Annotated in this window: 22 protein-coding genes; 9 read left to right on the top strand and 13 right to left on the bottom strand. The window is 56.6% G+C overall.

The window, feature by feature from the left end:
• Window positions 1–28 precede the first annotated feature (28 nt).
• The gene (pepT, locus tag GV764_RS09955) at window positions 29–1,252 is read right to left on the bottom strand and encodes a peptidase T (protein WP_161660015.1); all 1,224 of its coding nucleotides are present in this window, start codon (window positions 1,250–1,252) and stop codon (window positions 29–31) included.
• Between the two features lie 309 nt (window positions 1,253–1,561).
• On the opposite strand from pepT, the gene potA reads away from it, so the two are divergent.
• From potA to potD, 4 genes are read left to right on the top strand one after another with little or no spacing between them, the layout of a single operon-like run.
• Window positions 1,562–2,698, top strand: a complete 1,137-nt coding sequence (gene potA, locus GV764_RS09950; RefSeq protein WP_161660014.1) for a spermidine/putrescine ABC transporter ATP-binding protein PotA — start codon at window positions 1,562–1,564, stop codon at window positions 2,696–2,698.
• Window positions 2,682–3,539: a spermidine/putrescine ABC transporter permease PotB gene (potB, locus tag GV764_RS09945; RefSeq protein ID WP_161660013.1), complete on the top strand. Its 858-nt coding sequence runs from the start codon at window positions 2,682–2,684 to the stop codon at window positions 3,537–3,539. Before potA ends, potB begins: the two co-directional genes overlap by 17 nt.
• A complete protein-coding gene (gene potC / locus GV764_RS09940) occupies window positions 3,536–4,330 on the top strand; it encodes a spermidine/putrescine ABC transporter permease PotC (protein ID WP_125291985.1) in 795 nt (264 codons plus the stop codon). Before potB ends, potC begins: the two co-directional genes overlap by 4 nt.
• Window positions 4,331–4,350: 20 nt before the next feature.
• Complete coding sequence (potD, locus tag GV764_RS09935; protein ID WP_161660012.1) at window positions 4,351–5,397, top strand: spermidine/putrescine ABC transporter substrate-binding protein PotD; 1,047 nt, start codon at window positions 4,351–4,353, stop codon at window positions 5,395–5,397.
• Between the two features lie 38 nt (window positions 5,398–5,435).
• Here potD and cobB read toward each other — a convergent pair whose 3' ends face one another.
• From cobB to lolC, 5 genes are read right to left on the bottom strand one after another with little or no spacing between them, the layout of a single operon-like run.
• A complete protein-coding gene (cobB, locus tag GV764_RS09930; protein ID WP_161660011.1) occupies window positions 5,436–6,254 on the bottom strand; it encodes a Sir2 family NAD+-dependent deacetylase in 819 nt (272 codons plus the stop codon).
• A gap of 15 nt (window positions 6,255–6,269) precedes the next feature.
• Window positions 6,270–7,181: an N-acetylglucosamine kinase gene (gene nagK, locus GV764_RS09925; protein WP_161660010.1), complete on the bottom strand. Its 912-nt coding sequence runs from the start codon at window positions 7,179–7,181 to the stop codon at window positions 6,270–6,272.
• Between the two features lie 15 nt (window positions 7,182–7,196).
• The gene (gene lolE, locus GV764_RS09920) at window positions 7,197–8,441 is read right to left on the bottom strand and encodes a lipoprotein-releasing ABC transporter permease subunit LolE (RefSeq protein ID WP_161660009.1); all 1,245 of its coding nucleotides are present in this window, start codon (window positions 8,439–8,441) and stop codon (window positions 7,197–7,199) included.
• Complete coding sequence (gene lolD / locus GV764_RS09915) at window positions 8,441–9,145, bottom strand: lipoprotein-releasing ABC transporter ATP-binding protein LolD (protein ID WP_161660008.1); 705 nt, start codon at window positions 9,143–9,145, stop codon at window positions 8,441–8,443. Before lolD ends, lolE begins: the two co-directional genes overlap by 1 nt.
• On the bottom strand, window positions 9,138–10,337 hold the full coding sequence (lolC, locus tag GV764_RS09910) for a lipoprotein-releasing ABC transporter permease subunit LolC (protein ID WP_201743138.1): 1,200 nt from the start codon (window positions 10,335–10,337) through the stop codon (window positions 9,138–9,140). Before lolC ends, lolD begins: the two co-directional genes overlap by 8 nt.
• Before the next feature lie 371 nt (window positions 10,338–10,708).
• On the opposite strand from lolC, the gene mfd reads away from it, so the two are divergent.
• Window positions 10,709–14,155, top strand: a complete 3,447-nt coding sequence (gene mfd, locus GV764_RS09905) for a transcription-repair coupling factor (RefSeq protein ID WP_161660213.1) — start codon at window positions 10,709–10,711, stop codon at window positions 14,153–14,155.
• A 150-nt stretch (window positions 14,156–14,305) separates the two neighbouring features.
• A complete protein-coding gene (gene ldtC, locus GV764_RS09900) occupies window positions 14,306–15,274 on the top strand; it encodes a L,D-transpeptidase LdtC (RefSeq protein WP_161660006.1) in 969 nt (322 codons plus the stop codon).
• A gap of 46 nt (window positions 15,275–15,320) precedes the next feature.
• On the opposite strand, the gene fadR is transcribed toward ldtC, so the two are convergent.
• On the bottom strand, window positions 15,321–16,040 hold the full coding sequence (gene fadR / locus GV764_RS09895) for a fatty acid metabolism transcriptional regulator FadR (protein WP_161660005.1): 720 nt from the start codon (window positions 16,038–16,040) through the stop codon (window positions 15,321–15,323).
• 221 nt (window positions 16,041–16,261) lie between these two features.
• Between fadR and nhaB the strand changes: the two genes are divergently transcribed.
• The gene (gene nhaB, locus GV764_RS09890; protein WP_161660004.1) at window positions 16,262–17,803 is read left to right on the top strand and encodes a Na(+)/H(+) antiporter NhaB; all 1,542 of its coding nucleotides are present in this window, start codon (window positions 16,262–16,264) and stop codon (window positions 17,801–17,803) included.
• A gap of 160 nt (window positions 17,804–17,963) precedes the next feature.
• On the top strand, window positions 17,964–18,497 hold the full coding sequence (gene dsbB / locus GV764_RS09885) for a disulfide bond formation protein DsbB (protein ID WP_161660003.1): 534 nt from the start codon (window positions 17,964–17,966) through the stop codon (window positions 18,495–18,497).
• A 56-nt stretch (window positions 18,498–18,553) separates the two neighbouring features.
• Here the strand turns inward: dsbB and GV764_RS09880 are convergent, their stop codons facing one another.
• The 6 genes from GV764_RS09880 to GV764_RS09855 all read right to left on the bottom strand — a co-directional run bounded on the left by GV764_RS09880 (window position 18,554) and on the right by GV764_RS09855 (window position 21,919).
• Complete coding sequence (locus GV764_RS09880; protein ID WP_125291973.1) at window positions 18,554–18,727, bottom strand: GhoT/OrtT family toxin; 174 nt, start codon at window positions 18,725–18,727, stop codon at window positions 18,554–18,556.
• Between the two features lie 160 nt (window positions 18,728–18,887).
• Window positions 18,888–19,124 carry an HP1242/YdcH family protein gene (locus tag GV764_RS09875; RefSeq protein WP_125291972.1) on the bottom strand — a complete coding sequence of 79 codons (237 nt, stop codon included), beginning with the start codon at window positions 19,122–19,124 and terminating at the stop codon, window positions 18,888–18,890.
• Between the two features lie 144 nt (window positions 19,125–19,268).
• Window positions 19,269–19,715, bottom strand: a complete 447-nt coding sequence (locus GV764_RS09870) for a YcgN family cysteine cluster protein (protein WP_161660002.1) — start codon at window positions 19,713–19,715, stop codon at window positions 19,269–19,271.
• Between the two features lie 91 nt (window positions 19,716–19,806).
• Window positions 19,807–20,466: a fumarylacetoacetate hydrolase family protein gene (locus GV764_RS09865; RefSeq protein WP_161660001.1), complete on the bottom strand. Its 660-nt coding sequence runs from the start codon at window positions 20,464–20,466 to the stop codon at window positions 19,807–19,809.
• Between the two features lie 28 nt (window positions 20,467–20,494).
• Window positions 20,495–21,568, bottom strand: coding sequence for a lytic murein transglycosylase (locus GV764_RS09860; protein WP_161660000.1), 1,074 nt, complete (start codon window positions 21,566–21,568; stop codon window positions 20,495–20,497).
• Window positions 21,569–21,643: 75 nt separating this feature from the next.
• Window positions 21,644–21,919 (bottom strand): YcgL domain-containing protein, encoded by a 276-nt coding sequence (locus tag GV764_RS09855; RefSeq protein WP_125291968.1) that lies wholly within the window; start codon window positions 21,917–21,919, stop codon window positions 21,644–21,646.
• A 126-nt stretch (window positions 21,920–22,045) separates the two neighbouring features.
• Here GV764_RS09855 and minC point away from each other — a divergent pair, with 126 nt between their 5' ends.
• A complete protein-coding gene (gene minC / locus GV764_RS09850) occupies window positions 22,046–22,738 on the top strand; it encodes a septum site-determining protein MinC (protein ID WP_161660212.1) in 693 nt (230 codons plus the stop codon).

Below are 22,738 nucleotides of genomic sequence, written 5' to 3'. Positions count from 1 at the left end.
CGTCACCTGCCTTGTTATTTACCTGTCATTAGCGCTGGGCGGTCAGCTCGGCAATGCGCACAATCACCGCCACCGCCTTCTCCATACCTTCCAGCGTCACGAACTCATGCTTGCCATGATAGTTATAGCCGCCGGTAAACAGGTTAGGGCACGGCAATCCTTTGAACGACAACTGCGCACCGTCAGTGCCGCCGCGAATCGGCTTCATGAGCGGTTCGATATCACAGTCCCGCATCGCCTGCTGGGCGATGTCGATAATGTGCGGATGCTCTGCCACTTTACCGCGCATATTGTAATAGCTGTCTTCAATCACCAGTTCGATATAGCAGTCCGGGTGCAGCCCTTTGCCGACCTTCTTGGCGATCTCCATCATCTTGCGTTTGCGCGCTTCAAACTTACTGCGGTCAAAATCGCGGATAATGTAGTGCATTTCGGCTTTATCCACGCTTCCCTTCATGCCGTGCAGATGATAAAAGCCTTCGTAGCCCTCCGTCATTTCCGGGCTCTCATCGGCTGGCACTTCGGCGTGGATACGCGCCGCCAGCGAGAGTGCATTGACCATCACGCCTTTGGCCGTGCCGGGATGCACATTGTTGCCGACGATTTTGATGGTCACCGATGCGGCGTTAAAGTTTTCAAACTCCAGTTCGCCCACCCCGCCGCCATCCACGGTGTATGCCCACTGCGCGTTAAACTGTTCGACATCGAAAAACTTCGCGCCCTTACCCACTTCTTCATCCGGCGTAAACGCTACGCGGATATCACCATGGGGAATGTTTTTACCTTTCAGCACGGCCATTGCGGTCATGATTTCCGCTACGCCCGCTTTATCATCCGCACCGAGCAGCGTTTTGCCGTCGGTGGTGATCAACGTCTGGCCCAACAGTTGATGTAGCACCGGGAACATCACGGGTGACAGCACTTCATCGCCAATACCCAGCGCGATATCGCCGCCGCGATAGTTTTCCAGAATTTGTGGATTGACGTTTTTACCGCTGAAATCGGGTGAGGTATCGACATGGGAAATAAAGCCAATCGCCGGCACGGCTTTATCGACGTTGGACGGCAGCGTGCCCATCAACGTGCCATGTTCGCTGAGCGTGACGTTCACCAGCCCCAGCTCTTCCATTTGCGTCTTGAGAATACGCAGCAGCTTCCACTGCCCTTCGGTACCTGGAACCTGACGGACGCCCGCTTTGGACTGCGTGTCCAGCGAGACATAGTGCAAAAAACGTTCAAGTAATTTATCCATGCAGCCACCCTCATTTTTGTGACAACATTATCAATAAGCCCGAAAACACAAATATTGCGCCACATCACTTTTAACCTTTCGGGGGCGAAAAAAAGCCTTATCGCGGGTTTGAGTTACAATTTGTCAGAGTTGTGGTAAATCCCCTGTCAAAGCGTAGTGTAAATCCATGTAAGCAGGGGGATGAGTTCGCATCAAGCATTGGCGATTTCAATGCTTTGCCGTAGAATGCCTGCCCTTGTTAATTTATGTGTCAGCCCAGGTGGTAAATCACAAACCCCGCATCCGGCGATGTCTGTCGATGCGTTAGTTATGGGACAGCGTAAAAAATTGAATAAACAATCCCGTTCGCTTTCGCCGCTGGTTCAACTGGCGGGAATTCAGAAAGGTTTTGATGGTAAAAATGTCATCACTGACTTATCACTGACCATCAATAATGGTGAATTTCTCACGCTGCTAGGCCCGTCGGGCTGCGGTAAGACCACCGTCCTGCGCCTGATTGCTGGCCTGGAAACGGTGGATTCCGGCCAGATTATCCTTGATGGCCAGGAGATCACCGAGGTTCCTGCCGAGCATCGTCACGTCAATACCGTCTTCCAGAGCTATGCCCTTTTTCCGCACATGACCGTGTTTGAAAACGTGGCGTTTGGCCTGCGGATGCAAAAAACCCCGTCGAGCGAGATTACCCCGAGGGTAATGGACGCGCTAAAGATGGTGCAGCTTGACAGTTTTGCCACCCGTAAACCCCATCAACTCTCCGGCGGCCAGCAGCAGCGCGTCGCCATCGCCCGCGCGGTGGTCAACAAGCCGCGCCTGCTGTTGCTGGACGAATCACTCTCCGCGCTGGATTACAAACTGCGTAAACAGATGCAGAACGAGCTGAAAGCGCTCCAGCGTAAGCTCGGCATTACCTTTGTGTTCGTCACCCACGATCAGGAAGAGGCGCTGACCATGTCCGATCGCATCGTGGTGATGCGCGACGGTCGCATCGAGCAGGACGGTACGCCGCGCGAGATCTATGAAGAGCCGAAGAATCTGTTTGTCGCCAGCTTTATCGGCGAAATCAATATCTTCGACGCTACGGTGATTGAGCGGGTAGACGACCAGCGGGTGCGCGCCCGGGTTGAAGGCCGGGAATGCTTTATCTATGTCAATTTCCCGGTGACCGCAGGACAGCAATTAAACGTGCTGTTGCGTCCGGAAGATTTGCGCGTCGAAGAGATTAACGACGCCAGCGAGGCCGAAGGGCTGATTGGCTTTGTGCGCGAGCGCAACTATAAAGGCATGACGCTGGAGTCGGTCGTCGAACTGGAAAACGGCAAAATGGTGATGGTCAGCGAGTTCTTTAACGAGGACGATCCGGACTTTGACCACTCGCTGGACCAGAAGATGGCGGTGAACTGGGTTGAAAGTTGGGAGGTTGTGCTGGCTGATGAAAAGCACGCGTAAATTCCAGAATGTGGTGATCGCCACTATCGTCGGTTGGCTGCTGGTATTTGTTTTTCTGCCCAATCTGATGATCATCGGCACCAGCTTTTTGACCCGCGACGATGCTAACTTCGTCAGCCTGGTCTTTACCCTGGATAACTACGCGCGTCTGCTCGACCCGCTCTACTTCCAGGTATTGCTGCACTCGCTGAATATGGCGCTGATCGCCACGGTGGCCTGTCTGGCGTTGGGCTACCCCTTCGCCTGGTTTCTGGCGCGTCTGCCGGAAAAAGTCCGGCCATTGCTGCTGTTTTTGCTGATTGTGCCTTTCTGGACCAATTCGCTGATCCGCATCTACGGTTTAAAGATTTTTCTCAGCACCAAAGGCTATCTTAATGAGTTTCTGCTGTGGCTGGGCGTGATCGATACGCCGATCCGTATTATGTACACCCCCAGCGCGGTGATCGTCGGGCTGGTGTACATCCTGCTGCCGTTTATGGTGATGCCGCTCTACTCCAGCATCGAGAAGCTCGATAAACCGCTGTTGGAAGCGGCGCGGGATCTCGGGGCCAGCAAATTACAGACCTTTATCCGCATCATTGTGCCGCTGACCATGCCGGGTATCATCGCCGGTTGCCTGCTGGTGATGCTGCCGGCGATGGGCCTGTTTTACGTTTCTGACCTGATGGGCGGCGCGAAAAACCTGCTGATCGGCAACGTGATTAAAAGCCAGTTCCTCAATATCCGCGACTGGCCGTTCGGCTCGGCCACCAGCGTCACCCTGACGGTGGTAATGGGTCTGATGCTGCTGGTTTACTGGCGCGCCGCGCGGTTACTGAATAAGAAGGGAGATCTGGAATGATCGGTCGCCTGCTTCGCGGCGGCTTTATGACCGCCATTTACGCTTATCTGTATATCCCGATCATCATTCTGATCGTCAACTCGTTTAACAGCGCGCGCTTCGGGATCAACTGGCAGGGTTTTACCACCAACTGGTATAGCCTGCTGATGAATAACGACAGTCTGTTGCAGGCGGCGAAACACTCCCTGACCATGGCGATCTTCTCGGCGACGTTCGCCACGCTGATCGGCTCCCTGACCGCCGTAGCGCTCTACCGCTACCGGTTCAGCGGCAAGCCGTTCGTCAGCGGGATGCTGTTTGTGGTGATGATGTCCCCGGATATCGTGATGGCGATTTCGCTGCTGGTGCTGTTTATGCTGCTCGGCATCCAGCTCGGCTTCTGGTCGCTGCTGTTTTCCCATATCACCTTTTGCCTGCCCTTTGTGGTGGTGACGGTCTATTCGCGCCTGAAAGGCTTTGACGTGCGAATGCTGGAAGCCGCACGCGATCTGGGTGCCGGTGAGATCACCATCCTGCGCAAAATTATTCTGCCGCTGGCGATGCCCGCCGTCGCCGCGGGATGGGTGCTGAGCTTTACCCTGTCGATGGATGACGTGGTGGTATCGTCATTCGTTACCGGCCCGAGCTACGAAATTTTGCCGCTGAAGATCTACTCCATGGTGAAAGTCGGCGTTTCTCCGGAAGTTAACGCCCTGGCCACCATTCTGCTGGTGCTGTCGCTGGTGCTGGTGATTGCCAGCCAGCTGATCGCACGCGATAAAACCAAAAGTCTGGCTCGTTCGTCAGGCTAAATAAAACAGGAGACGTAAGAGTGAAAAAATGGTCACGCCACCTGCTTGCCGCCGGTGCATTAGCCCTGGGAATGAGCGCCGCCCATGCGGATGACAGTAAAACCGTCTACTTCTATAACTGGACCGAGTATGTACCGCCGGGCCTGCTGGAGCAGTTCACCAAAGAGACCGGCATTAAAGTGATTTATTCGACCTATGAGTCGAACGAAACCATGTACGCCAAGCTGAAAACCTATAAAGAAGGCGCGTACGATCTGGTGGTGCCGTCGACCTATTTTGTCGACAAAATGCGCAAGGAAGGCATGATCCAGAAGATCGACAAAAGCAAACTGACCCACTTCCATAACCTCGACCCGGCGATGCTCAACAAGCCGTTCGACCCCAACAATGATTACTCTATCCCGTATATCTGGGGCGCCACGGCGATTGGCGTGAACAGCGAAAATATCGATCCGAAAACCGTGACCCGCTGGGCGGATCTGTGGAAACCGGAATACAAAGGCAGCCTGCTGTTGACCGACGACGCCCGCGAAGTGTTCCAGATGGCGCTGCTGAAGCTGGGCCTGTCGGGTAACACCACCGACCGGAAAGAGATCGAACAGGCATACCATGAACTGCAAAAACTGATGCCTAACGTGGCGGCGTTCAACTCCGATAACCCAGCCAACCCCTATATGGAAGGCGAAGTGAATCTCGGAATGGTGTGGAACGGCTCGGCGTGGGTAGCGCGTCAGGCGGGCACGCCGCTGGAGATCGTCTGGCCGGAAGAAGGCGGGATTTTCTGGATGGACAGCCTGTCGATTCCTTCTAACGCCAAAAACGTTGATGGCGCGATGCAGCTGATTAACTTCCTGCTGCGCCCGGACGTGGCGAAGCAGGTGGCGGAAACCATCGGCTATCCGACGCCAAACCTTGAAGCGCGCAAACTGCTGAGTAAAGAGGTATCCGGTGATAAATCCCTCTATCCGGATCAGGCGACGATTGATAAAGGCGAATGGCAGAACGATGTCGGCGACGCCAGCGCCATTTATGAAGAGTATTATCAGAAACTGAAAGCGGGCCGTTAAGCGTTTGCCAGGCGGAGCGCCCTGCTCCGCCTGATGTTTTACAGACCTTTGAGCAACCGCTCGACAAACTCCGGTACCACTTCACTCGCCAGCCCGTAGTGCTTCTCTTCGAATTCGCTGCCGACCTGGCTCGGCTCCAGATTTAACTCCACGGTATGCGCGCCATGCAGCCGCGCTTCGTGAACGAATCCCGCTGCCGGATAAACGTGCCCGGAGGTGCCGATAGCAATAAACACATCCGCCATCGCCAGCGCCTGATAAATCTCATCCATCCCTAATGGCATTTCGCCAAACCAGACGACGTGCGGGCGCAGCGGCGCAGGGAACTGGCAACAGTGGCATTTATCGTTGCCGGTGACGTCCTGGGTCCACTCGAGGATCTGTCCGCTTTGCGAACAGCGCACTTTCAGCAGCTCGCCATGCATATGAATAATATTATGGTTACCCGCCCGCTCATGGAGATTATCGATATTCTGGGTGATCAGCATAAACCGATCGCCCAGCGCCTGCTCCAGCTCCGCCAGCGCCAGATGGGCGGCGTTGGGTTGGATTTCGGGCTGCTGCAACTGGCGACGACGGGCGTTATAGAACGCCTGCACCAGTTGCGGATCGCGGACAAAGCCTTCCGGCGTCGCCACATCTTCGACACGGTGCTCTTCCCATAGCCCATCGGTGGCGCGAAAGGTGCGGATCCCGGATTCCGCCGAGATCCCCGCGCCGGTTAACACCACGACTCTTGGTTTATCCATCGCTTCGGGTACTCCATTCTGGAAAAATAACCGCTGCCGCAACCGCTCGCGCAGCCGACGCTTGTTTCTTTTAAATCGCAGTAAACGGTGCTGACGACGCGCTAGCATAGCAACCTCAGAAAGTTAATCCGTTAGATGGAGGAACGCAGCGCCGCGCATTCCTCCGGCATCCCCGTGCCTTGCCGCTTCAATACGCGGCGTCCGGGCGACGGGAAGGAGCGCACCGGGCAAACGCGCGCCCAGCGCTTCAGTCAGGTACGAAAAATTCGATAAACCGCCGCCAATCACCACCAGATGCGCATCGACAACCGTCAGCCAGTTGCCGAGGCAGATCGCCAGCAGGTCGACAAAACGTTCGACGTGGGCGCGCGCATTGTCGTCACCGGCATGCCAGCGGGCGATAATTTCCGGGGCCTCCAGTGATTCATGGTAGAAGTGATGATACAGCCATGCAAAGCCGGGCCCGGAAAGAAAGGTCTCCGCGCAGCCGTGCTGGCCGCAGCCGCAGCGCTTAATGGGGATGTCCCAGCTCAGCAGCGCCACCGCATCGATGGGCAACCGGGTGTGGCCGAACTCCCCGGTAATATAATTGCGGCCGGTGACCGCTTTGCCGTTAACCACCAGCCCGCCGCCGACGCCGGTGCCGAGGATCAATCCCATCACCACCGGATAGCGGCGAAATTCCTCATCCCAGGCTTCGGAGAGCGCAAAGCAGTTGGCATCGTTGTCGATGCGCACATCGCGATTCAGCAAACGGCTTAAATCGGCGCGTACCGGATGGCCGGAAGCGGCAGGTAGATTGGCGGCGTACAGCAATCCGTCATCCGTTTCCGGCATACCGGGAATGCCGATGCCGACATGCCCCTGTATGCCGAACTGCGCATCGGCTTCGCTCACCAGGCCGGTAACCGCCGCGAGAAATCCCGAATAGCTATCGTGGGGCGTGGGGACACGTTTTTCATACTGCAACTGCCGCGCCGCGTTATAGACGCCGAGCGCGATTTTACTGCCGCCGATATCAAAACCGTAGTACATCCCTGCCCCCTGTGATTATTGCCCGCTCAGCACCCGCGCCGGGTCGATACGGCTGGCGCGCCGCGCCGGATACCAGCTTGCCACCAGGCTCAGCACCAGTGCGGTGATCAACACATATACCACATCCATGATGTGAAGTTCTGATGGCAGGAAATCGATAAAGTAAATATCGCCGGACAAGAAATGGTGGCCGATGAGCTTCTCAATCCACGCGATAATGTTGGTGAGTTGCCAGGAAGCCAGCACGCCGATCACCACGCCGCTGACGCTGCCCACCAGCCCCGCCAGCAAACCGTACCACACGAAAATGGCGCGGATCAGCCCGTCTTTTGCCCCCAGTGTGCGCAATACCGCGATATCGCTGCTCTTGTCTTTAACGGCCATCACCAGCGTGGAAACGATGTTGAAGCAGGCGACGCCAATCACCAGCACCATCGCCAGATACATGATGGCGCGGATCATCTGGATATCGCGATACATATAGCCGTAAGTGCCGATCCAGCTCTTGATATACACATAGGCGTTGGTGACTTCGCCCGCGTCGCGCACCAGCTTGTTGGCGTTAAAGACGTCATTCACTTTGATGGCGATGCCAGTGACGCTATCGCCCATGTCCAGATACTGTTGGGCATCCTGCATCGGCACCATGGCCAGGCTGTGATCGAGCTGGCCGCTGAGCTGTAAAATCCCGGCGATTTGCAGGCGCACCCGCCTGGGTTGCAGCAGCTTATTTTCCCCGTCAGAGTTGGGGATCATGATCGAGATCCAGTCGCCCTGCTTCACCTTCAGCGCATCGGCCACGCCTTTGCCGATAATGATCTGCTGCTGCCCGGCCCTGAAGTTTTGCCAGGCGTTGTTCTGCACGTACTTCGGCAACGCGCTCAGATGGGTTTCCTGCTCCGGGTCGACGCCCTTCACCTGAATCGCCCGCAGGTTGACGCCGCTCTCAATCAGGCCGGTGAAGTTGATATACGGCGCGGCGGCTTCAATGCCGGGCACTTTTTCCACCCGCGCCAGCACCTCGGGCCAGCCTTTCCACGGCTGATCCACCGGCTCGATTTCCCCGTGCGGCACCACCGCCAGAATGCGGTTATTGAGCTCGCGCTCGAAGCCGTTCATGGCACTCAGGCCCATGATCAGCACCGCCACGCCCAGCGCGATGCCCAGCGTGGAGATAACCGAAATCAGCGACACCATGCCGCTGCGCCGCCGTCCCCGGCTAAAGCGCAGGCCAATCAGTAAGGAAAGTGGGCTCGCCATTACTGCGCTCCCATCAGGGTCAGTTCGCTGCTGAGATGCCCGTCGCGCATTTCCAGCTGGCGGCCCATCCGGCGCGCCAGTTGCAGATCGTGGGTCACCACCAGAAACGCGGTGCCCTGCTGCTGGTTCAGCTCGCCCAGCAGCGCGAAGATGCTGTCGGCATTGCGGGCATCAAGGTTGCCGGTGGGTTCGTCCGCCATCACCAGCCGGGGTTTATTCACCAGCGCACGGGCAATCGCCACGCGCTGGCGCTCGCCGCCGGAAAGCTCGGACGGACGGTGGTTGCTGCGATGCCCCAGCCCGACGGCATTTAACATCTCAAGCGCCCGCGCCTGGGTTTCATCGGTTTTTTTCTTGCCGATCAGCAGCGGCATCGCCACGTTTTCCAGCGCGGTGAAATCCGGCAGCAGGTGGTGGAACTGGTAAATAAAGCCCAGTTCCCGGTTGCGCAGCTCGGCCTTCGCCGCGGACGACATGCCGCTCATGGCTTTGCCGTCGAAAATCACATCGCCGGAGGTCGGTGTATCTAACCCGCCGAGCAGATGCAGCAGGGTACTTTTCCCGGACCCGGAACTGCCGACAATCGCCATCATCTCGCCGCTCTGGATCGTAAAACTGACGTTATGCAACACGTCGGTCTGCACGTTCCCTTCCTGATAGCGTTTGCACAGGTTGTCGCACTGCAACAGGACAGAATTACTCATAACGTAAAGCCTCAGCGGGTTGAGTGGCGGCGGCGCGCCAGGACGGATACAGCGTGGATAACAGCGCGATAGCCATGGCGATTAACGCGATAGCGATCACCTGTAACGGTTCGATAGCGACTGGCAGCGCCGCGCCGTCGAGGAATGCGCCGATAATCGGCATTAAATTATTCAGCTGGCTGGCCAGCAACGCGCCGAGCAATGCGCCCAACAGCGCGCCGATAACGCCGGCGCCGGCCCCCTGAACCATAAACACCGCCATGATCTGGCGCGGCGTCAGCCCCTGGGTTTGCAGGATCGCCACTTCGCCCTGCTTCTCCATCACCATCAGGCCGAGAGACGTGATGATATTAAACGCGGCGACGGCGACGATCAGGCTCAGCAGCAGCCCCATCATGTTTTTTTCCATACGCACCGCCTGGAACAGCTCGCCCTTGCGCTCGCGCCAGTCTTTCCATTCGGTGCCCGGCGGCAGGGTTTGCTGGCTCAGCACGTCCACTTTCAGCGGCTCGTTGAGCCACAGACGCCAGCCGGTGATATTCCCTGCCGGATAGCGCATCAGGCGCGAAGCATCCTGGATATTCACCAGCATCTGATAGCCGTCCACTTCGCTGTTAGCGGCGAAGGTGCCGATCACAGTAAACAGCCGCTGGCTCGGCAGGCGGCCCATCGGGGTGAACTGGCTGGCGGACGGGACCATCAGGCGCAACGGGTCGCCGCGTTTCACACCCAGTTGACCGGCTAGCTGCTCGCCGAGGATCACGTTGTACTTCCCGGCAGCCAAATCGGTTTGCTTCACGTTCACAAGATACGGCGTAAGCGGGTCGTCTTTAGCCGGATCGATACCCAGCATCACACCCACCGCCACGCTGCGCGGGCTTTGCAGCACCACATCGCCGGTCGTCAACGGCGCGATGCGCTTAACGCCCTGCAGCCTGAGGTCTTGCTCGGGAAGCTGTTGCGGATTGACTGAGCCCTTTGGCGTGGTAATCAACGCCTGCGGCATCAGTCCAAGAATGTTGTTTTGCAGCTCGCGCTCGAAGCCGTTCATCACCGACAACACCGTGACCAGCGCCATTACGCCAAGGGTAATGCCAATGGTGGAGAGCCAGGAGACAAAGCGACCGAAGCGGTCTGCTGCGCGGCCCCGCATATAGCGCAGGCCGATAAATAAAGCGACAGGTTGGTACATGAAATCCATCTGATTGCTTTGCAAAGTAACCCGGGAGTATATAAGCCTGCCGGAATCAAGTAAATGAAATACAACGTCTTTTTGTTTCACCGCCTCAGGTAAAAACAGAGTGAAATCAAACTGATAAACGAGACGGCGTGTAAGCATTGCGCTTTTCAGGTGTTTTCACCCTGCGATTTATCCTGAAATCAGCGGCGTTTTAGCGGTAAAAGTGACAGCGTCACTTAAATCCCGTTGCTAAGTTTGTGTTACGCTTTGCTAAAGCAGATCGATCGCGGATAATAATGACAGTCCGCATTCATCGCGATAACCCATTCGTGCGCCAGACTTTACCGGGTCGCGGGTCACAACGAGAAACGCTAAAACACGCTATGTCTGAACAATATCGTTATTCCTTGCCCGCCAAACCGGGCGACCAACGTCTCCTGGGCGAACTCACCGGCGCGGCCTGCGCCACGGAAGTGGCGGAAATGGCGGAACGCCATGCCGGGCCGGTGGTGCTGATTGCCCCTGATATGCAAAATGCCCTGCGTCTGCACGATGAAATCCGCCAGTTTACCGACAGCATGGTAATGAATCTGGCGGACTGGGAAACCCTGCCTTACGACAGTTTCTCGCCGCACCAGGACATTATCTCTTCACGCCTGTCAACGCTGTATCAACTGCCCGCCATGCAGCGCGGCGTGCTGATCCTGCCGGTCAATACCCTGATGCAGCGCGTATGCCCGCACAGTTTCCTGCACGGCCATGCGCTGGTAATGAAAAAAGGCCAGCAGCTGTCGCGCGACGCGCTGCGCGGCCAGCTGGAACAGGCGGGCTACCGCCATGTGGATCAGGTCATGGAGCATGGCGAATACGCCACGCGCGGCGCCTTGCTCGACCTGTATCCGATGGGTAGCGCCCAGCCCTATCGCCTCGATTTTTTCGATGACGAGATCGACAGCCTGCGGCTGTTTGACGTCGATACCCAGCGCACGCTGGAGGAAGTTGAGGCCATCAACCTGCTGCCGGCGCACGAATTCCCCACCGATAAAAACGCCATTGAACTGTTTCGCACCCACTGGCGTGACCGCTTCGAGGTGAAGCGCGACGCCGAACATATCTATCAACAGGTGAGTAAAGGCGCCCTGCCTGCCGGTATCGAGTACTGGCAGCCGCTGTTTTTCAGCGAGCCGCTGCCCGCACTGTTCAGCTATTTCCCGGCCAATACGCTGGTGGTCAATACCGGCGATCTGGAAACCAGCGCCCAACGCTTCTGGGCCGATACCGTGGCGCGCTTTGAGAATCGCGGCGTTGACCCGATGCGTCCGCTGCTGCCGCCGGAACAGCTATGGCTGCGCACCGACGAGCTGTTCAGCGAGCTTAAGCACTGGCCGCGCGTGCAACTTAAAACCGAGGCGCTGCCGGAAAAGGCCGCCAATACCAATCTCGGCTATCAGCCGCTGCCGGAACTGTCGGTCAAAGCGCAGCAGAAAGCGCCGCTGGACGATCTGCGTAAGTTTCTTGAATCCTTCGACGGCCCGGTGGTGTTTTCGGTCGAGAGCGAAGGCCGCCGCGAAGCCCTGTCTGAACTGCTGGCGCGCATTAAGATCGCCCCGAAAAAGCTCTATCGCTTTGATGAGGCCGGCGGTCAGGGCCGCTATGTGATCCTGGGCGCTGCGGAGCGCGGGTTTATCGATACCCGCCGTCAGCGGGCGCTGATTTGCGAAAGCGATCTGCTGGGCGAGCGCGTGGCGCGCCGCCGCCAGGACAATCGCCGCACTATCAACCCGGATACGCTGATCCGCAACCTGGCGGAACTGCATACCGGCCAGCCGGTGGTGCATCTGGAGCACGGCGTGGGCCGCTATGCCGGGATGACCACCCTTGAAGCAGGCGGCATCACCGGCGAATACCTGATTTTGACCTACGCCAACGACGCCAAACTGTATGTGCCGGTGTCGTCGCTGCATCTGATCAGCCGCTACGCCGGAGGGGCGGAGGAGAACGCGCCGCTGCATAAGCTGGGCAGCGACGCCTGGTCCCGGGCGCGGCAAAAAGCGGCAGAAAAAGTTCGCGACGTGGCGGCGGAGTTGCTGGACATTTATTCCCAGCGCGCGGCGAAAACCGGCTTTGCGTTTAAGCACGATCGCGAGCAGTACCAGCTGTTCTGCGACAGTTTCCCGTTTGAAACCACGCCGGATCAGGCCCAGGCCATTAACGCGGTGCTGAGCGATATGTGTCAGCCCCTGGCGATGGACCGGCTGGTGTGCGGCGACGTCGGCTTCGGCAAAACTGAAGTGGCGATGCGCGCGGCATTTCTGGCGGTGGAGAACAACAAACAGGTCGCCGTGCTGGTGCCGACCACCCTGCTGGCCCAGCAGCATTTCGATAACTTCCGCGACCGTTTCGCCAACTGGCCGGTACGCATTGAAATGCTGTCGCGCTTTCGCAGCGCCAAAGAGCAGACTCAGGTGCTGGAACAGGCCGCCGAAGGCAAAATCGATATCCTGATCGGCACCCACAAGCTGTTGCAAAGCGACGTGCAGTGGAAAGATTTGGGCCTGCTGATCGTCGATGAAGAGCACCGCTTTGGGGTACGTCATAAAGAGCGCATCAAAGCGATGCGCGCCGACGTCGATATCCTGACGCTGACCGCCACGCCGATCCCTCGAACCCTGAATATGGCGATGAGCGGCATGCGCGATCTGTCGATTATCGCCACCCCGCCGGCGCGCCGTCTGGCGGTAAAAACTTTTGTGCGCGAATACGACAGCCTGGTGGTGCGCGAAGCTATCCTGCGTGAGATCCTGCGCGGCGGCCAGGTTTACTATCTGTACAACGACGTGGAGAACATCCAGAAAGCCGCCGACCGGCTGGCAACGCTGGTGCCGGAAGCGCGTATCGCCATCGGCCACGGCCAGATGCGCGAGCGCGAACTGGAACGGGTGATGAACGATTTCCACCACCAGCGTTTTAATGTGCTGGTGTGCACCACCATTATCGAAACCGGTATCGACATCCCCACCGCCAATACCATTATCATTGAGCGCGCCGATCATTTCGGCCTGGCGCAGCTGCACCAGCTGCGGGGTCGCGTGGGCCGTTCGCACCACCAGGCCTACGCCTGGCTGTTGACTCCGCATCCGAAAGCGATGACCACCGACGCGCAAAAACGTCTTGAGGCTATCGCGTCGCTGGAGGATTTAGGCGCGGGCTTCGCGCTGGCGACCCACGACCTGGAAATTCGCGGTGCCGGTGAGCTGCTTGGCGAAGGCCAGAGTGGTCAAATGGAAACCATCGGCTTCTCGTTGTACATGGAGCTGCTGGAAAACGCGGTAGATGCGCTGAAAGAAGGCCGCGAGCCGTCGCTGGAAGATCTCACCAGCCAGCAAACCGAGGTGGAGCTGCGGATGCCGTCGCTGCTGCCGGAGGATTTCATCCCCGATGTGAACACCCGCCTGTCGTTCTATAAGCGCATCGCCAGCGCCAAAAAGCCGGGTGAGCTGGACGAAATTAAAGTGGAGCTGATCGACCGTTTCGGCCTGCTGCCGGATGCGGCGCGTAATCTGCTGGATATCGCCCGATTGCGCCAACTGGCGCAGAAAATGGGCATTCGCAAGATTGAGGCCCACGATAAGGGCGGCGTGATTGAGTTTGCCGAGAAAAACCATGTCGACCCGGTATGGCTGATCGGGTTACTGCAAAAATCGCCGCAGCATTTCCGGCTGGATGGCCCGACGCGCCTGAAGTTTTTCCAGGATCTCAACGAGCGTAAAACCCGGATGGATTGGGTGACGCAGTTTATGTCCCAGGTGCAGGAAAACGCGGTGGCATAAACGACATAAGCCCGGCGCAACGCCGGGTTTTTTTATGCCCGGTGAATAATTTACAAAATATTTCAATCCTCCAGGATTTCCCTGGACGGCGCTGGTCATACTTCCCTCTTCTGCCCATTACAAAACCTTAACATTCATAGGGTTATTCATATGACTTCTTCATTGCGCATTTTTCGCTGGATCACCTGGTTTAGCGTTATCGCCACGCTGGCCGTCGCGCTGCCAACGCGCGCCAATACCTACCCACTACCGCCTGCGGGCAGTCGCCTGATCGGTGAAAATCAATTCCATGTGGTTGAGCCCGGCGGCGGTTCGCTGGAGGCCATCGCTAAACAGTACAACGTCGGTTTTCTGGCGCTGATGCAGGCCAACCCCGGCGTTGACCCGTATGTCCCGCGTGAAGGCAGCGTGCTGACTATCCCGCGCCAGATGCTGCTGCCGGATGCCCCGCGCGAAGGCATCCTGATCAACCTCGCAGAGCTGCGCCTTTACTACTTCCCGCCGGGCACTAACAGCGTGACGGTGTACCCGATTGGCATCGGCCAGCTGGATGGCGACACCCTGACGCCAACCATGAAAACCAGCGTCTCGCAAAAGCGCGCCAACCCGACCTGGACGCCGACCGCCAATATCCGCGCCCGCTATCTGAAGCAGGGGATCACCCTACCGGCAGTCGTGCCCGCCGGGCCGGACAACCCGATGGGGCATCATGCAATCCGCCTGGCGGCCTACGGCGGCGTTTATCTGCTGCACGGCACCAACGCCGATTTCGGCATCGGGATGCGCGTAAGCTCGGGCTGTATCCGCCTGCGCGATGACGATATCAAACACCTGTTCAGCGTGGTGGATGTGGGCACGAAGGTGAACATCATTAACGAGCCGCTGAAAATCTCCAGCGAGCCGGATGGCCGCCAGATTGTTGAGGTTCATCAGCCGCTGTCGAAGGATATCAACGACGATCCGCAAACCCTGCCGATCAACCTGAGTGACGGCGCGCAGCGCTTCCGTAGCCAGCCGACGGTGAATGGCGACGTGATGAATCATGCCATGGAGTTGCGCTCCGGGATGCCGGTAGACGTAACCCGGCATGGCGACACCCGCTCTCAGCAGGAAATCTAAAAAAATGGCCTCGCTAAGCGAGGCCATTTGTTTTAATGAGGTGGCGTTAGCGGCCAGTCATGGTCAGACCGCCTGGAATGGCTTTCTGCATGCGATGCCAGATCTCACCACTCTCATGACCGTAGCGGCGCACGCTTTCATATACCTGATCGTGCAGCCCGTCTTCACAGATCTTCGCCAGCCGGTGGTAGAAACCTAACGCCAGGCTGCGTGCTTCCGGATTGGCAAAATAGTGGCGGCCAATGCGGGTATACAGCCCTTTCATCCCGTTGAGGATCAGGCCGTAAATCGGATTGCCGGACGCAAAGGCCAGCCCGCGAAAGATGTTGTAGTCAAGATTCGCGAACGCATCGGCGTGATCTTCCACTTCCGTGGCGGTAGCCAGCACTTCCAGCGCTTTATCCGGATGCTGACGAAACGCGGTACGGATAAAAATGGTCGCGATATTGGTACGCACCGACAGCAAGTTATCGATCAGCTGCGGAACGCTTTCGTGATCGAGGCGCGCCAGCGTTTCAAGGATGTTCAGCCCGGACGTTTCCCAGAAGTTATTCACTTTGGTCGGTTTGCCGTGTTGAATGGTCAACCAGCCGTCGCGCGCCAGGCGCTGCAACACTTCGCGCAGCGTGGTGCGGGTGACGCCGATTAACTCGGAGAGCTCACGTTCCGCCGGAAGGATCGTCCCCGGTGGGAAGCGATTATTCCAGATACTTTCAATGATGTACTCTTCAGCGAAACCCGCCGGGCTTTGCGCCTTTATAACCATAGTGAGATACCCATACACAGCATTTTACAAAATTCACTCATCATACCAGACGCATTTCCTGACAGATAGCGAAGTCTCAGGGGAAAAAGGGGATCGCGGTTTGCTTTTTATTAATTCCCGGCACGTTTAAAACCCCGTTTTAGCTTGCCTGGAACACACGCGAGCGCTAGGATTTTCCGTCGCCCCACCCACCCTTATTCAGAAGGAGTAAAAGCTTGACCATGGAAATGTCATTCGGACGCGCCCTTTACCGTAATTTTCTCGGTCAGTCTCCCGACTGGTACAAAGTAACACTGCTGTCATTTCTGGTACTTAATCCGATCATCTTTTTCATCAGCCCGTTTGTGGCCGGATGGTTTCTGGTGGCCGAATTCATTTTCACCCTGGCGATGGCGCTGAAATGCTATCCGCTGCTGCCGGGCGGGCTACTGGCTATCGAAGCGGTAGCGATCGGCATGACCACGCCAGGCCATATCCGGGAGGAGATAAGCGCTAACCTTGAAGTGCTGTTACTGCTGATGTTTATGGTGGCGGGCATCTACTTTATGAAGCAACTCCTGTTGCTGATTTTCACTAAACTGCTGCTGGGCATCCGCTCTAAGGTTTTGCTGTCGCTGGCGTTTTGTTTTGCCGCCGCGTTTTTATCTGCCTTCCTGGATGCGTTGACGGTCGTCGCGGTGGTAATTAGCGTTGCGGTAGGCTTTTACAGCATCTACCACCGCTACGCCAGTACCCGTCACGACAGCAGTGATTTACAGGATGACTCCACGCTCGAAGAGGACAGCCGCGCCAATCTGGAAAAATTCCGCGCCTTTCTGCGCAGCCTGATGATGCATGCCGGAGTCGGCACCGCGCTCGGCGGCGTAATGACGATGGTAGGCGAACCCCAGAATCTGATTATCGCGAAAGCCGCCGACTGGCACTTTGTCGATTTCTTGATACGCGTTGCCCCGGTAAGCGTACCGGTACTGTTCTGTGGCCTCGCAACCTGTTTTATCGTCGAGAAAATGCACTGGTTTGGCTACGGCGAGCCGCTGCCGGACTCGGTTCGCCAGGTACTGCGCGAGTTTGACGAAAAAAGCACCCGCGAGCGCACCCGTCAGGACAAAATGAAGCTGGTGGTTCAGGGGATTATCGCCGTGTGGCTGATCGTCGCGCTGGCCCTGCATCTGGCCGAGGTCGGCCTGATTGGTCTGTCGGTGATTGTTTTCGCTACCGCGCTGTGCGGCGTCACCGACGAGCATGCCATCGGCAAAGCCTTCACGGAAGCGCTGCCGTTTACCGCGCTACTGACGGTATTTTTCGCCGTCGTGGCGGTCATCATCGACCAGAAACTGTTCTCGCCGATCATCACTTTTGTGCTGGAAGCCGCGCCGCATGCGCAGTTGTCGCTTTTTTATTTGTTTAACGGCCTGCTGTCATCGATTTCCGATAACGTGTTTGTCGGCACAGTGTATATTAACGAAGCCAAAACTGCGCTGGAGCAGGGGCTTATCGATCGCAATCAGTTTGAACTGCTGGCAGTGGCGATTAACACCGGCACCAATTTGCCGTCGGTGGCGACGCCTAACGGCCAGGCGGCGTTTCTGTTCCTGCTCACCTCGGCTCTGGCGCCATTGATTCGCCTGTCGTATGGACGCATGGTATGGATGGCGCTTCCCTATACGCTGGTGCTCACCTTAACGGGGCTGGCCTGCATTGAATTTATCTTGATGCCCGCCACAGAGTGGATGCTCGCGCATGGCTGGATCGCGACAGCATGATTATTATGGCGCGCGAATTGAATAACTAATAAACCGCCGTCTTCACAGGCGCGTTGAATGATGAATATCCGATTAATTTGTTATTTTTGTTGTCCTTAGTGGCGTGCCAGGCGAATTCGTTTACACTGCCCTCTCGACGCATACAGCAGGGAATTTGATTATGTTGCGATATTTAAACCAGTGCTCCCACGGTCGCGGCGCATGGCTTCTGATGGCGATGACGGCGTTTGCCCTCGAGCTGGTTGCGCTGTGGTTTCAGCATGTGATGAAACTGCAGCCGTGCGTATTATGTATTTACGAGCGCTGCGCGTTATTCGGCATTATGGGCGCGGGTATTCTTGGCGCCATCGCTCCCAGGACGCCGCTGCGTTTTGTGGCGATTGGCGTATGGATTTACAGCGCGTGGCAAGGCGTGGCGCTGGCCTATGAACACACCATGATGCAACTGCACCCCTCACCGTTCGTCACCTGCGACTTCGCCGCGCGTTTCCCGGGCTGGCTGCCGCTGGATAAATGGCTGCCGCAGGTTTTCGTCGCCAGTGGCGATTGCTCGGTACGTCAGTGGGAATTTTTGTCGCTGGAGATGCCGCAGTGGCTGCTGGGAATTTTCGCGGCTTATCTGGTTGTCGCACTGCTGGTGCTGATCGCTCAGCCGTTTAAACCGCGCAAACGCGATCTGTTCGGCCGTTACTAACAAAGGAATTTCACAGGCCCTGAAGCAAAGCTTCGGGGCTTTTTTTTGCCCGGCGATCAGAACAGCGCAAACAGCAGCGCAACGGGGAAGCTCATCGGCCAGGTCGCGCCGATTAACGCCGCGCTCAGTAATTTAATCCGCACCCGATCTTTGGCAATAAAGAACGTCACCACGGCGGCGAGGCTCGCCATCACGATGTAAAACACCCACATTTTTTGATACAGCGTCATAGAAAATAGCGATCCGTTGAATAAACGGGCGGCACTATGCGCGGATTTTTCTCTGACATCAAGTTTATTAACCAAACCGCAGCATTTCTACCACTAAATTTCCGGTTATATTCAACAAAAAACCGCCTGCTAAGAGGCGGTTGTATGTCGTTCCCGACATTTAGTGTGACGGTTCCGAAGCCTGCTGGCTCTGTTGTTGGAGGATCCTGAAGATCTGGTCTTTCAGGTGCAGTTTCTCTTTTTTGAGCCGGGCGACCTCCTCGCAATAACCCCTGCCATTTGCGCCTTCACGGCGGCTTATTTCCTGGTCCAGGGCATTATGCTTCTCGACGAGCGATTCGAAACGCGGATGTTCAGCTTTGAGGCGGGGAATTAAATCACGGTACTCTGGGAACATAGGCCTTCCTCTGTAAAGTGGATGACGGTGTCGCCTTTGCAGCGACACGTTCACTCTACGACTTTTTACTGAGACCGGGGAAAGCGGATGGCGATTTTGTGAGCAGGGTCCGGCTGGTTAGCACAATCTGACGTCGCGTCGGGATTACTGCGCCCAGTCGGGTTTGTTGAGGATGTGATCCTGCCAGTCGCGCACCGTGGATTCTTTCACCGCGATATTACGCACGGAAATCCGCTCGGCGTGCATCGCCGCTTTGGAACCGGTACGCAGCGGATGCCAGACCGGCAAGTCTTTCCCTTCCGCCAGCAGACGGTAGGCGCAGCTCGGCGGCAGCCACTCGAAGGTTGGCAGGTTTTCGCGGGTCAACTTGATGCAGTCCGGCTCATACTCGAAGCGGCGTTCGTAGTTGCGGCACTGGCAGGTTTTGATATTAAGCTGCTTGCAGGCGACGTTGGTGAAGTAGATTTCGTCGGTGTCTTCGTCCATCAGCTTGTGCAGGCAGCACTGGCCGCAGCCATCGCACAGGGATTCCCACTCCGCATCGCTCATTTCATCGAGAGTTTTTTGTTGCCAGAAAGGTCTATCGCTCATGCCAGGGTCCGCCGCTAAAAGTCAGCGCACCTTATAAACACTATCGCCCCCGGATGCAAGTGTTGCCGCCCCGGACGAGGCGGCTCAGCGGTTACAGGACGCGTGTCGTCAGGGTGCGATCGTTAAAGGTAATTTCCAGTTCGTCGCCGCTTACCAGCGGCCCGACGCCTTCCGGCGTGCCGGTCAGCACGATGTCCCCGGCGCGCAGGGTAAAGTAGCGGCTCATATAGGCAATCAAGGGAATGATTTTATGGATCATGTCTTTGGTATTGCCGTTCTGACGCATTTCGCCGTTGACCTTCAGGCCCAGCGTGACATTCTGCGGATCGCTGCCAAATTCCGTTGCCGGAATAAAACCGGAGATCGGGCAGGCATTATCAAACCCTTTGGCTTTTTCCCACGGGTGACCGCCCTTCTTCATTTTCGACTGCACGTCGCGCAGCGTCAGATCCAGCGCGACGCCATACCCGGCGATGGCCTGATTGACGTGGTCTTCGGTCGCCTGCCGCAGCGTCGAGCCAATCAGCACCGCAAGTTCCACTTCATGGTGCACCGATCCCAGCCCCTGAGGCAGCACCAGCGGCTGGCGAATATCGCACAGCGCGGTTTCCGGTTTGATAAACAGTACCGGCTCATCAGGCGGCGTGCTGCCCATCTCCTGAATGTGTTTGCTGTAATTGCTGCCTACGCAAACCACTTTATTCACCGGAAAATCCAGCAGCGCCCCTTGCCAGTTATGGTGTTGATACATGATGTTCCCTCTGCGTTGTACGGTATGATTATTTTTTGGCCGGTGCGTTATCGTCGTTGCGCATGATTGCGTCGGCCATCATGCCAATACTGATAGCAAAATAGTAAGAACGATTCCATGTCATCAGCGTACGGAAATTTTGCAGCGCAATAAATCCCCGGTTCTGACCATCATCCGGAATGACGATCCAGGCATTTTGCTGCCCATCCGGCTGGAGACCGTTTTGTTGAAAGGCCACGCCTAGCGCCTGCCACTGGGCAACGGTTTTACGCTGTGCCGTTTTGGTCCCGGCCAGCGCGGTATCGAAATCAGCAGGCAGCGTGACTTGCTGGCCCCACTCCTCGCCGCGCTTCCAGCCTTCGCTCGCCAGATAATTGGCGCTGGAGGCGAACACATCGTTAACGTTGTTCCAGATATCCATTTTGTCGTCGCCGTCGCCGTCAGCGCCGTAGCGTAGATAAGAGCTGGGCATAAACTGGTTTTGCCCCATTGCGCCCGCCCAGGAGCCTTTCATCTGGCTGGCTTCGATATGCCCTTCATCCACCATCTTCAATGCCGCGATCAGTTCCTTAGTGAAGAAAGCCTCGCGACGCCCTTCAAAAGCCAGGCTCGCCAGGGCGGAGAAGATGTCTTCATCACCCTGCACTTTGCCGAACCGGCTTTCCAGCGCCCAGAGCGCGACCAGGTACTGCGGCTGAACGCCGTAACGCTGCTCGGTGCGCCGCAGGATCTGCTGATGGGTGCGCAGCTGGGTACGCGCTTCGGCGACTTTTTCAGGCGTGATCACGCGATTAAGGTAGTCATCCAGCAATACTTTTTGCTCGGGCTGGTTTTGATCGGATTTCACTACATGCTCAACGAAATGGATCCTGGCGAACGCCTGGTTAACCGTGGATTCGCGAATGCCCTGCTGGCGCGCTTCGCGCTTGAGCTTCTCGACAAATTCTGGAAAGCCATCGGGCTGGGCCGTTTCGGGCGCCTGCTGAACGGCTGCGGCGGGCGACGAGGTCGCAGGGGTGGGGTCAGGCAACTGCGGGGTGGCGTGAAGATAACCCGCGCAAAGACAACTAAAAAGCGTTAACGCACTGGCAGCAGATTTCATAGGATTTCCCGGCTCATTGATCACAGGTTATCGTGCTTAATGTAGCCAGGAATTCCTCACCGCGTGTTGCGAGACTTATTTTTTGCTTTGCATTTCGCGGTGCTGTTTTAACAAATCCTCCGGCGGCGGCGGAATTTGTAAATAAAAGCCCTGCTCCGTTAATGCCTTTTTAACTTTTTCCAGATCGGCAAAGGCTAATTTCTTTCTTCCGTCGAGGGGAAATAACATCGCCAGCACGGGTTGACCGAAACTTTGCATCAAATCTTCCGGTACACGTGAAAAATCGTCCTTTTTTTCTACATAAAGATAAGTTTGATCGCGTTTGGCACTTCGATAAATTGCACAAAACATAGTTTTTACTCTGATTTCGCCGGGTGGTGACTTGCCTGAATATAGCCGGGACTATAACATGCCTTGAGGGTTTCGGAATATCATCCCACCGTTGTGGGGATTATAACTGAATTGAGTAAGGCCAGGATGTCAAACACGCCCATCGAGCTTAAAGGCAGTAGTTTCACGTTATCAGTGGTTCATTTGCATGATGCGCACCCTGAGGTGATTCGCAAAGCACTGGAAGATAAAATTGCTCAGGCACCGGCCTTTTTAAAAAACGCGCCCGTGGTGGTCAATATTTCAAATCTGGAAGGCAACCTTAACTGGCAGGCATTACATGATGTCGTGCTGGCGAGCGGCCTTCATCTGGTCGGCATTAGCGGCTGCAAAGATGACGCGCTTAAAGCTGAAATCAGCCGGGCCGGCATCGCGCTGTTGACCGAAGGCAAAGACAAACCCGCACGTCCCGTTTCTCCCCCCGCTCCCGAACCTGTTGCGACACCCATCACAAAAACACGCTTAATCGATCTGCCGGTACGTTCAGGGCAGCGCGTTTATGCGCCAAATTGTGATTTGATAGTCACTAACCACGTGAGCGCTGGCGCGGAACTTATCGCTGATGGCAATATCCATGTCTACGGCATGATGCGCGGACGGGCGCTGGCCGGCGCCAGCGGCGATCGGGATGCGCAAATATTTTGCACCAGCCTTGCGGCGGAGTTGGTCTCCATTGCGGGGGTTTACTGGCTGAGCGATCAAATCCCAGCCACTTATTCTGGCAAGGCGGCACGTCTGCAACTCGCGGAAAACGACTTGACCATTCAACCATTAAATTAA

The organism is Atlantibacter hermannii, from assembly GCF_009907385.1.
Lineage (GTDB): Bacteria > Pseudomonadota > Gammaproteobacteria > Enterobacterales > Enterobacteriaceae > Atlantibacter > Atlantibacter hermannii_A.
The sequence above is the reverse complement of the archived record's forward strand: the minus strand, read 5'-3'. Positions and strand labels throughout refer to the sequence as shown.